This is a genomic window from Mailhella massiliensis (genome assembly GCF_020741395.1).
Taxonomy (GTDB): Bacteria; Desulfobacterota; Desulfovibrionia; order Desulfovibrionales; family Desulfovibrionaceae; genus Mailhella; species Mailhella massiliensis_A.
On record NZ_DYZA01000208.1, the window covers coordinates 1 to 8,149 of the forward strand.

The window sequence follows — 8,149 nt, forward strand, 5'->3', positions numbered from 1 at the left end:
CTCGCCTATAAGGGCATTCCTGTTGTCACAACCGAAACGCTCGCTCTTGCGTATGAAGTGGACGCTGTTTCCATTCGGAAAAACTTCTCCTGCAATAAAGGAAGATTCACGGAAGGGAAACATTATTTTTCCATAACCGGCAAGGAACTCAGTGCTTTTCGTTTGAGCGTTACTGAAAGTAACTCTCAAATTTCACCCAAGGTTCGCGCACTCACACTCTGGACGGAACGCGGCGCAGCACGCCATGCCAAGATGCTGAACTCTGACAAGGCGTGGGACATGTTCGAGCTGCTGGAAGAGACTTTCTTCCGTGTTGCCGTAAAGAAGGTTCAAGAAGATCTTGAGCTGACGCCCGCCGACCGCTCCGACCTGAAAGCCCTGGTGGACGCCAAGCTCTCCACCTGCCCGGCCAAGCTCCAGGGCAAGGCGCGTGCAGAACTGTGGGCGCGGTTCAACCGGCACTTCCGCATTGCGGCCTACTGCCGGCTCCCGCAGGAGAAGATGAGCGAGGCGCGGGATGACCTCATCACGCTGGAATTGAACGCCCTGAAGGCCGTAGAGACACGGAAAGCTGCCGTGCTGCCGATGCTCCGGCTTCTGTCGTATCAAAGCAGGAAAAGACCGTCATAATGCTCAAGGAAGTCATGGACATGGTTCATGACGCCCATCACCCCGGAGTCGTGCCTCTGTCCATGCCGCCGGAAGTGCGCACGCGGTATTACCGGAGGCACAACCTTTACTGCTCCGCCACAGACTGCCTGATTGCCGCCTGCCGCATCCTTGAAACGGAGAAGGAACTTGCCGGAGGAAGCGCCATATCACTTCCCGCACCTCGCGCCCATGGTCTCAAAGCTGAAAGGAAAGAACTCGCGGCCATGCAGGGAAAGCTTGATTTGCTCATGCAGACCGTACAGCTCCACGGCCTGCGCAGAGCAAAAACGCCCATATCCGCACGGCCGTGAACTGCCTTGTCATGGCAAAGCCCGCAATCACGGCCGCCATGGCGTGACACGATAACACAAAGCCCCGTTCCGCACCGGAACAGGGCTTTGTTTATTGCGCGAACCGGCCGAGAAGGCAGGCCCGGCTGCAAACGCCCTTTCCCCACGCCCGCAGTTCTGCCCTTATGCCTTGCGCTCCCCTGAGACGGCGGGGGCCTTCTGCGCGATCAGCGCATCCAGAAGCGCCCGGGCCGCCATGGCACGGAAAGCCTCTTCCTTTTCGGCCTTCCCAAAGCCCGGAGAATCGAGCCGGCCCTGCGGTACGCCTATGCCGATCAGCGCCCGGGAGAGACTCTCCCTGAGTTCTTCCCCCCTGCCGGGGCCTTCGGCATGCGGGGCGTCAACGGAGCGGGAAAACGCGCCTTTTGCGGCACGGCCCTCTTCTTTGTCCGCCGCCTCGCCTTCCGCCCTGTGAAACGCGGGCTGATGCGGCAAGGGCGCAGACGGGGACAGCTGCGGCGCAAAGCGCCCCGCCCCTTTCACGGCGCTTTCTCGCGCCTCACTTGCGGCTTTTTCTTCCGGCGGCACGGCAAGGCCCTTCTTCCCCGGGCCCGGCTCTTCCTCCTGAGAAAGAGCGCTCACGGCGGCTTTTTTTCTGGAAAAAGCCGCCTCCCCTGCCGGAAGGATACCCCCGGCCTGTTCCCTTCCGAACAAATCCTGCGCACGCCTCTGCGCCTCCATGCTCCCCACACCGGCGAGAGTATCGAGCCCGGCGCGGCCTACAAGCTGTCCGAAGCTATTCCTGCCGTTGTTGTTCGCGAGCATGGAAAGCCCGGCGAGGAGAGCCGCCGTGCCGGGATCGTTCTTCATCGCATCCCAGGCCGCGGCCCTGTCCCGCGCTTTCTGCGCCTCTTCCGCAAAAGGGGAAATCCACCCTTCAAACATGGTATGCCTCCTGTGCCTGACGGCTTTCGCCGTGCATGCCCTCTTGAAAAAAACGCGCCCCGTCCCTTCGCGCGGCAAAGCCTTTCCTTCCGCCGCCGCGGGCCGGGGCGCGCAGGCCCTCTTCCGGCCGCCCCTAGAACAGCCCCAGAAGGCCGCCAATAGCAGCGCCACCAAGAGCCCACGGGCTTGTAAGCGCCGCAGTTCCAGAAAGTCCAGAAAGAGCAGAACCAATGCCCCAACCAGTCAGACCACTTCCTACCACATTGCCCAGCGTGCTGCCGCTCGACTGCCGGCCGGTCGTGGCCGTCGTGCCGCCGTAGCTGCCCTGAATGAGGTTGTTGTAATTCTGGAGCGCCTGAAGGGCCTGATTCTGCGTGTAGTTGTAGCGGTCTATGTCGGCGTTGATCTTCTGCTGGCTGTAGTCGTCCAGCGCGGCCCCGGCCTCGCCGAGCGCCGCCGCGTCGGTATAGGCCTGATTGGCCAGCTGCTGGCCGGTCTGCCCTGCCACCACCTGCTGGCCGATGCCCGTGTTGTAGAGCTGGCCCGCAGCGTTTGCCGCGTCCGCCCTCTTGTCCCACAGGCCGGAATACATGTCGCTCGCGAGATTGTTCGCCGCGTCCGCCGCTGCCGCAGCGTGCGCCCCGGAGCCGTAGCGCCCCGCGCGGTTGAAATTGCCGTCCAGGGAAGCCTGCGCCTGCGAGTTCGCACGGTTGTACAGCTCGTCCACATAGGGATTGTCTTCCTGCGAAAGCCGGTTCAGCGTGTTCAGTCCCTGATTGTCCGCAAGCGCCTGCCCGGTGGTGATGTTGTTCACGGCATTGGAGGCGTTATCAATGAGAGGGCTGCCGCTTTGCGCCCTGTCCGCCTGCATCTGAAGCGCGTCCTGCGTCCACTCGGACTGATCGGCCACGGTCTGCCCCGGATAGTAGTCCGGAGCCATGCCGCCTTGCTGATAGAGCTTCTGCGCTTCTTCAAACACTTCCTTCAGATAGGGCTGCTGCCCTTCCCACGGGTCGGCCTTCTGCACCGTGGTGCTGCTGCCGCCGCCTTTTCCTCCGCCCATGAAGCCTCCTTTTCCTTGATGGTTCGCCGCGGACCCGCCGGAACGAGTCCCGGCTTCATGCCGTTTTCCGCCCTGTCCGCAGGCAGGAAGCGGCGGCGCGGCAGGAAAAACATGTTGCGCGACGCCCCGCCGCCTCAGCCCGGGGCCGCGGCATGCGCCGCCCTCTCCTTCCCCGTGCCGCGCCGCAAAAGCCGCCTTACAGCGCCGCGTACTCCGCAGGCACAGTGTCGCGCGTGTACAGGGTGAGCAGCGCATCGGCATTGTGCCCGGTGGCGAAGTTGAACACCGCGCCGGGCAAAACGGTAATGTCCATGGCCCCCACCCTGTGGATGAAGGCGACGGCCGCGCGGTTGAAAAGCGGCGTGACGCCGTAGCAGCGGTCGAGAAGATAGCGCCCCTCCTCATCGCGCGCATGGAGCACTGAGGCGAGCGCGTAAAGCCCGAAGCCCTGCGCCACGCCCATGCGGCCTTCCGTACGCTTCGCGCCCTGCGGCAGGGTGGCGAAGTGGCATTTTGCCGTCGCGCCCTCCTGATCCGTGAGCCAGAACAGCCCGCACGCCTCGCCCCGGAACAGGATGAGCCACGGGTGCACCCCCTCCGACCGCGCCCAGGCGGCAAAGGCGCGCCCGTCCATGGGCGGCACGTTGTAAAAGGTGGCCGTATCGCGCCCGGCCTCCTTCAACCCGGCCCAGAAGCGCATGAAATCCCTGTCCGAAAGGTCGCTGCGGTAGATTCTGGAAAATTCGCCCATATCAGCCCCCGAAGCCCAGGACGCCGAGCATGCCGCCCAGGCGCGACGGGTCGAAGGTCAGGTTCAGGGCGGAACCTGCGCCGCTCTGCCCCGCCCGGGCAAGGCCGGAACCGGCGCTCCCCGCCATGGCCGGCAGGGGAAGGTTCGCCGCCGCGCCCTCCGCCATGCGGGAAGCCGCATCCACAGGGCTTCCCCGCAGCATGGCCGCCGTGTCGGCCGCCTGCGCGCTCACGGGCGAGGCCAGCCCCTGCCCGGCTCCGGGCATGACGGAGGCGTTGAACACCCCTTCGCTCCCCCCTTCGCTCCCGCCCCCGGCCCTGTTTCTGATCATCCCCAGAAGCCCGCCGAGCTTTTCCGCGTCCAGCCCCTGATTCTGCCGGGGCAGGGAAGCGCTCCCGCCCCGGGGTATGCCCCCGGCCGCCCCCGGGGATACCGCTACGCGCATAGCGGGGGAAGCCGTGTTCGGGCCGACGAGCCGCTGATACAGTCCTGCCATGATCCTTCTCCTTGCTGTGAATGAAATCCGACGCGCCCTTTGCCGAAAAACGGGGCGACATTGCGTGCGCTTTTTCCGATGATGCGCACCCTGCCGAAACTGCCGGAAAGGCCGCTCAGCCCTCATCCCCGCCGCCCACGAGCGCCCAGCCGAAGGAACATTCCCCCGGCGCGGACGCAAAGCGGAACGTCATGCTTCCGCGCGTCATGCTCTCAAGCCACCACACGGCCTGCGCCGCGGCCTGATCCAGCGGAATGAGCAGCGCGAGCCGCCCGGCCCGGCAGCGCCCGTCCCTGATGATAAGGGATGTTGCTCCTGCGGCACAGGCTGCGCGCCCGGTGTTGGCCGTGTCGCCCCTGAGCGCCGCGTTGACCCCCACGGCCAGAGCAATCATTTGCGCCGGGGTGGATGCAGGCACCTGCGGAACGAAATTCGCCATATCCCCTCCTTGCAAGATTTTTCTTCTCCATGGCACGGCAAAGCGGCGCGGCACAGCGGAGGCCGCAGCAAAAAAACGCAGTATGCCCGGGAGGCTCCGCGCCCGGCATGGGGAAGGCTTCCGCCGCGCTTCCGTTCGGGGTGCAGGCCCTTGCCCCGACGCGGCAGAAAAAATCCCGGGCGCAAAAAAAGGGCGACGCGCCCCTGACGCATCACCCCTTCCGAAACTTCTTCCGCAGTGCTTTCAGGCACGGCACTCCCTGCCGCTTACACCGCCTTCACCACCGCCTCACATCCCTCCTTCCGCTTCCACCAGCGCTTCCACGCCCACGGCATGATTCCAGTTCTCCCCGGCGGGAATCTTCACCCGCGCGGATAGGTACACCGTGGAAAGGTGCTGGTAGCACACCCCGTCGCGCTGCTGCTTTGTGTATGCGCCGAACCTGCGCGCGTCCATCTCCCGGTTCCGGTACACGGGCAGGGCACCTGCCGCAGCGGCATCCACCAGCGGGCGCAGGCCGTGCACCATCATCCTGTCCCCGCCGTGCTCCGCCGTGTCGATGACGGCTTCCCGGGGCGGGCCGGTGAAGTTGCCCAGCCTGTGCGAGGCGTCGAAGCAGGAAATCACGCCGAGATCCCCGTCCTTGAACAGGGCAAGGTCGAGGGAGGCGAAGGGCAGCGCATCCAGGGAGCCGAACCCGTCCAGCTCTTCCAGGGACATGCCGCCGCGCGTGCGGTCCTGGAACAGGGCCTCACATTCCGCCGTGCCGTAGGACCAGCGGTCGAGCATGTAGTTGTACACAAGCAGCCTGTCGTGCACGCCGGGCGGCGCGTCCGGCGTGGCGAAGCTCCACAGGGCCACGCGGTTTCTGTTGTCGTGCACGCCGCGCACCTCGCCCAGCCTTTCCAGGGAGGCTTCGTTGAAAAACCAGCTGTCCACGCGCTCCACGCCGACGGCCTTCACGCTCACGCCGTCCGTCATGCGCCAGCCGTCTTCCGAGAGGAACACGCACGTTCCGGCGCACACCACCGGGGAATACGGGGCCGCACAGCCGTGCTCCCTGTCCACGGTGTCGAACTGGAAGATGTAGGGCATGCCCACATAGGTGGCTCGCTGTATGGCCCGCTCAAGGAAAATGAGCCCGTCCACGCCGCCCACGCCGCCCACCACGGCCTGCACCTGCCCGCCCACGGGAAAAACCTGCATGTCCGACTGGACATACTGCGCCTCGTTGCCGCCCGGCTCCGGCCACTCGTCCGGCCTGTCCAGCCCGGACCAGCGCACGGCGTTCTTCTGTTCCGAAAGCCGCCCCAGCATGAGAAAGTCGCGTATCACGCCGAGCGCCTCGCCCGCAGGCGCGCCTTCCACGGCATGGAACTCCCCCGCCACCCCGGAAAGGGCGCTTTTGAGCAGCTTGGAGCCGAAGAGCGCGTAGACCGCGTCGCCGTATTCGGCAAAGGCCCGCACGTCCGAGGCCGTCGCCCCCGCGTATTTCTGCACCCAGCTCCCGCCCTCCAGCGCGTAGATGCCCCCTGCCGCAGCCGCAAAGGCGATGTTCGTGCCGTACATGTCGTGCCGCGCATACGCCGCCTTCACCTGCGAAGGCATGGGATCAAGGTTCAGCGCCGCCGCCGAGGGCAGGGGCCGGTAGCCCCGCGCGGCGGGTATGACGTTCCTTGCCTCCGGGGCCTGCGCTCCGTTTAAAAGCGCGGCGTCCGGCTCCCACGGCCCGAAATCGAGCCTTGTTTTCGTCATGGCCATTGCACCACCTCACGCCATGCGCTTTCCGGCGCGGAAGGCTGCGCCGTCCAGTCCCAGCCCTTATAGCCGGGCCGTATATGTTCCAGCGAAAGCGCCGCCCCCGCTGCGGGCGCAATCACCCGCACGCGCACGGGCTTCTGCTCCTCCCCGCCCGCCGCATGGAGGCCGGAAAGCCCCGTCTGCCGCACGCGAAGAAGCGCGCCCTCCTGCCCGGAGGCGGCCCTGTTTTCCCCTCCGCCCGGCCGCAGGCGCACGGGGGAAAAGCCGCCGCCGCTTTGCGCCGCCGCACCGTCCAGCGGCAGGGATACCGTAATGCCGCCGAGCTCTTCCTCCGAGGAAACGGCCGCGCCGCTCCCGAAGAAAAAAAACAGCGCGTTGCCTTCAAGGCTGCCCGCACCGGCCGCCGCGCAGGAAAGAGACGCCGTGCGGACGCGCGACGCGCCCGAAAAAGCCCCGGAGGAAGAAGCCGAAGCCTCCGCCCCCTGAAGCGCATATATCCCGGCCCCTGCCCATACCCCGGCATCCAGCGACCAGGGCAGGGCATCCAGCCCGCCCCAGTCGTCCAGCGTGTCCAGCGTCTGGGGCGGAGCCTTTACCGTGGCAAAGCCCGCGCCCATGCCGCTAATCCATGGTCAGGGTGAGGTTGCCGGCGTTCACGCGGTAAATGTCCCCGGAGAGCAGCTCCTTGGGCGTGGTGATCGCGCCGTACCACACAAGGTTGCCGCCGGAGACGGCGTCGAACAGCCCCCACGAGACCGCCGTGCCCCAGGAGGCCGTGGCCGTGGGGAACTCTATGGCCGCGCTGGTCTTCATGCTCCCGGAAGACGGGTTGCCGAAGGCGACCGGCTGCCTCGCATACGAGCCGCCCGACACTTCCGTGCCGCCCCCCGTTTCCCCGGGGGCCACAGTAAAAAGCGCAAGGTAGTAGGTCCCGGCGTTCTTGAACAGGGTAAGCAGCTTGTCTTCTCCGTGATTGGTCAGGCTCATGAAATCCTCCGTACAGGGCGCATGGTTATATTCGCCGTGAACCGCGCCCGCTGTTCATTGGCCTCCGCCTTCTGCCTTGCGGCGGCGTAATACTGCGTCCACATCTCAAGCGGCGCGCTCCCCCGCGTGAACGGCCCGCTTTCCACCAGCGCGCCGTAAAGGTACAGATCGGGAAACATGAGAAGCACCGCATTGTCCGGCTGCTGCTCTCCGAGCGGTTCTATTTCCGCGTAGTAGGTGAGATACAGCCTGCCCGGCGCATCCGGCGGCGGCAGAAGGAAAAGGTCGCGCCCGATGATGGTATATCCTTCCGGCCTGCCTGCCGCGCGCCTCTGGGCATAGGTGTCCGGAGGGAAGTAGCAGAGGTTCACCGTGCGCCCGTCCGCGTCCGCATATGTCAGGTCGCGCATTTCCAGGAACACGTCCCAGTTGCCCGGCTCCCTGCGCCAGGGAAGCGGAACCGCGCTCTGGCCCGCGGGCGCCGTCGTTTCCGCCCTGCGCTCCATCACCCGGAGCCGCAGCTCACGGTTCATGCGCCGCTCGGCAAGGGCGATGAACGTGGGTATCCTGTCCGTCATGTCGTCGCGGCCGAGGTAGTCGGCCACGGCTTCGCAAAGCCCTGCATAGCTTGTGAGATCGGCCATATCAGTCCCCTCCCAAAAAACGGCTGAGCAGCCCGCCTGCAACAATGTCCGTTTTGGGCGTTGAAGAAAGTGCCCTGCCCACGCCGCGCACTACGGGCGATGCCGCCATCTTCGCCATGGCC

11 protein-coding genes are annotated in these 8,149 nt (G+C 65.7%); 2 read left to right on the top strand and 9 right to left on the bottom strand.

The window, feature by feature from the left end:
- A partial coding sequence (locus K8W16_RS10200; RefSeq protein WP_304123289.1) for an ORF6N domain-containing protein occupies window positions 1–630 on the top strand: 630 nt, incomplete at its 5' end.
- Between the two features lie 14 nt (window positions 631–644).
- Window positions 645–962, top strand: coding sequence for a hypothetical protein (locus K8W16_RS10205; protein ID WP_304123291.1), 318 nt, complete (start codon window positions 645–647; stop codon window positions 960–962).
- A 162-nt stretch (window positions 963–1,124) separates the two neighbouring features.
- On the opposite strand, the gene K8W16_RS10210 is transcribed toward K8W16_RS10205, so the two are convergent.
- The 9 genes from K8W16_RS10210 to K8W16_RS10250 form a co-directional block, all read right to left on the bottom strand.
- Window positions 1,125–1,886 carry a hypothetical protein gene (locus K8W16_RS10210; RefSeq protein WP_304123294.1) on the bottom strand — a complete coding sequence of 254 codons (762 nt, stop codon included), beginning with the start codon at window positions 1,884–1,886 and terminating at the stop codon, window positions 1,125–1,127.
- Window positions 1,887–2,019: 133 nt separating this feature from the next.
- Window positions 2,020–2,949 (bottom strand): hypothetical protein, encoded by a 930-nt coding sequence (locus tag K8W16_RS10215; protein WP_304123296.1) that lies wholly within the window; start codon window positions 2,947–2,949, stop codon window positions 2,020–2,022.
- Between the two features lie 196 nt (window positions 2,950–3,145).
- Window positions 3,146–3,700, bottom strand: a complete 555-nt coding sequence (locus tag K8W16_RS10220; protein ID WP_304123298.1) for a hypothetical protein — start codon at window positions 3,698–3,700, stop codon at window positions 3,146–3,148.
- Between the two features lies 1 nt (window position 3,701).
- Window positions 3,702–4,196, bottom strand: a complete 495-nt coding sequence (locus K8W16_RS10225) for a hypothetical protein (protein WP_304123300.1) — start codon at window positions 4,194–4,196, stop codon at window positions 3,702–3,704.
- Between the two features lie 115 nt (window positions 4,197–4,311).
- Window positions 4,312–4,635 carry a hypothetical protein gene (locus K8W16_RS10230; RefSeq protein ID WP_304123302.1) on the bottom strand — a complete coding sequence of 108 codons (324 nt, stop codon included), beginning with the start codon at window positions 4,633–4,635 and terminating at the stop codon, window positions 4,312–4,314.
- 288 nt (window positions 4,636–4,923) lie between these two features.
- Window positions 4,924–6,396: a hypothetical protein gene (locus K8W16_RS10235; protein ID WP_304123304.1), complete on the bottom strand. Its 1,473-nt coding sequence runs from the start codon at window positions 6,394–6,396 to the stop codon at window positions 4,924–4,926.
- The gene (locus K8W16_RS10240; protein WP_304123308.1) at window positions 6,387–7,013 is read right to left on the bottom strand and encodes a hypothetical protein; all 627 of its coding nucleotides are present in this window, start codon (window positions 7,011–7,013) and stop codon (window positions 6,387–6,389) included. Before K8W16_RS10240 ends, K8W16_RS10235 begins: the two co-directional genes overlap by 10 nt.
- 4 nt (window positions 7,014–7,017) lie before the next feature.
- Window positions 7,018–7,383, bottom strand: coding sequence for a hypothetical protein (locus tag K8W16_RS10245; protein ID WP_304123311.1), 366 nt, complete (start codon window positions 7,381–7,383; stop codon window positions 7,018–7,020).
- Window positions 7,380–8,027, bottom strand: a complete 648-nt coding sequence (locus K8W16_RS10250; protein WP_304123313.1) for a hypothetical protein — start codon at window positions 8,025–8,027, stop codon at window positions 7,380–7,382. Before K8W16_RS10250 ends, K8W16_RS10245 begins: the two co-directional genes overlap by 4 nt.
- Window positions 8,028–8,149 lie beyond the last annotated feature (122 nt).

Excerpts from the sequence above, each read along its gene's own strand:
- K8W16_RS10215 (WP_304123296.1), bottom strand. The coding sequence starts at position 2,949 with ATGGGCGGAGGAAAAGGCGGCGGCAGCAGCACCACGGTGCAGAAGGCC.
- K8W16_RS10250 (WP_304123313.1), bottom strand. The coding sequence starts at position 8,027 with ATGGCCGATCTCACAAGCTATGCAGGGCTTTGCGAAGCCGTGGCCGAC.
- K8W16_RS10205 (WP_304123291.1), top strand. The coding sequence starts at position 645 with ATGGACATGGTTCATGACGCCCATCACCCCGGAGTCGTGCCTCTGTCC.
- K8W16_RS10220 (WP_304123298.1), bottom strand. The coding sequence starts at position 3,700 with ATGGGCGAATTTTCCAGAATCTACCGCAGCGACCTTTCGGACAGGGAT.
- K8W16_RS10210 (WP_304123294.1), bottom strand. The coding sequence starts at position 1,886 with ATGTTTGAAGGGTGGATTTCCCCTTTTGCGGAAGAGGCGCAGAAAGCG.
- K8W16_RS10225 (WP_304123300.1), bottom strand. The coding sequence starts at position 4,196 with ATGGCAGGACTGTATCAGCGGCTCGTCGGCCCGAACACGGCTTCCCCC.
- K8W16_RS10240 (WP_304123308.1), bottom strand. The coding sequence starts at position 7,013 with ATGGGCGCGGGCTTTGCCACGGTAAAGGCTCCGCCCCAGACGCTGGAC.
- K8W16_RS10230 (WP_304123302.1), bottom strand. The coding sequence starts at position 4,635 with ATGGCGAATTTCGTTCCGCAGGTGCCTGCATCCACCCCGGCGCAAATG.
- K8W16_RS10245 (WP_304123311.1), bottom strand. The coding sequence starts at position 7,383 with ATGAGCCTGACCAATCACGGAGAAGACAAGCTGCTTACCCTGTTCAAG.
- K8W16_RS10235 (WP_304123304.1), bottom strand. The coding sequence starts at position 6,396 with ATGGCCATGACGAAAACAAGGCTCGATTTCGGGCCGTGGGAGCCGGAC.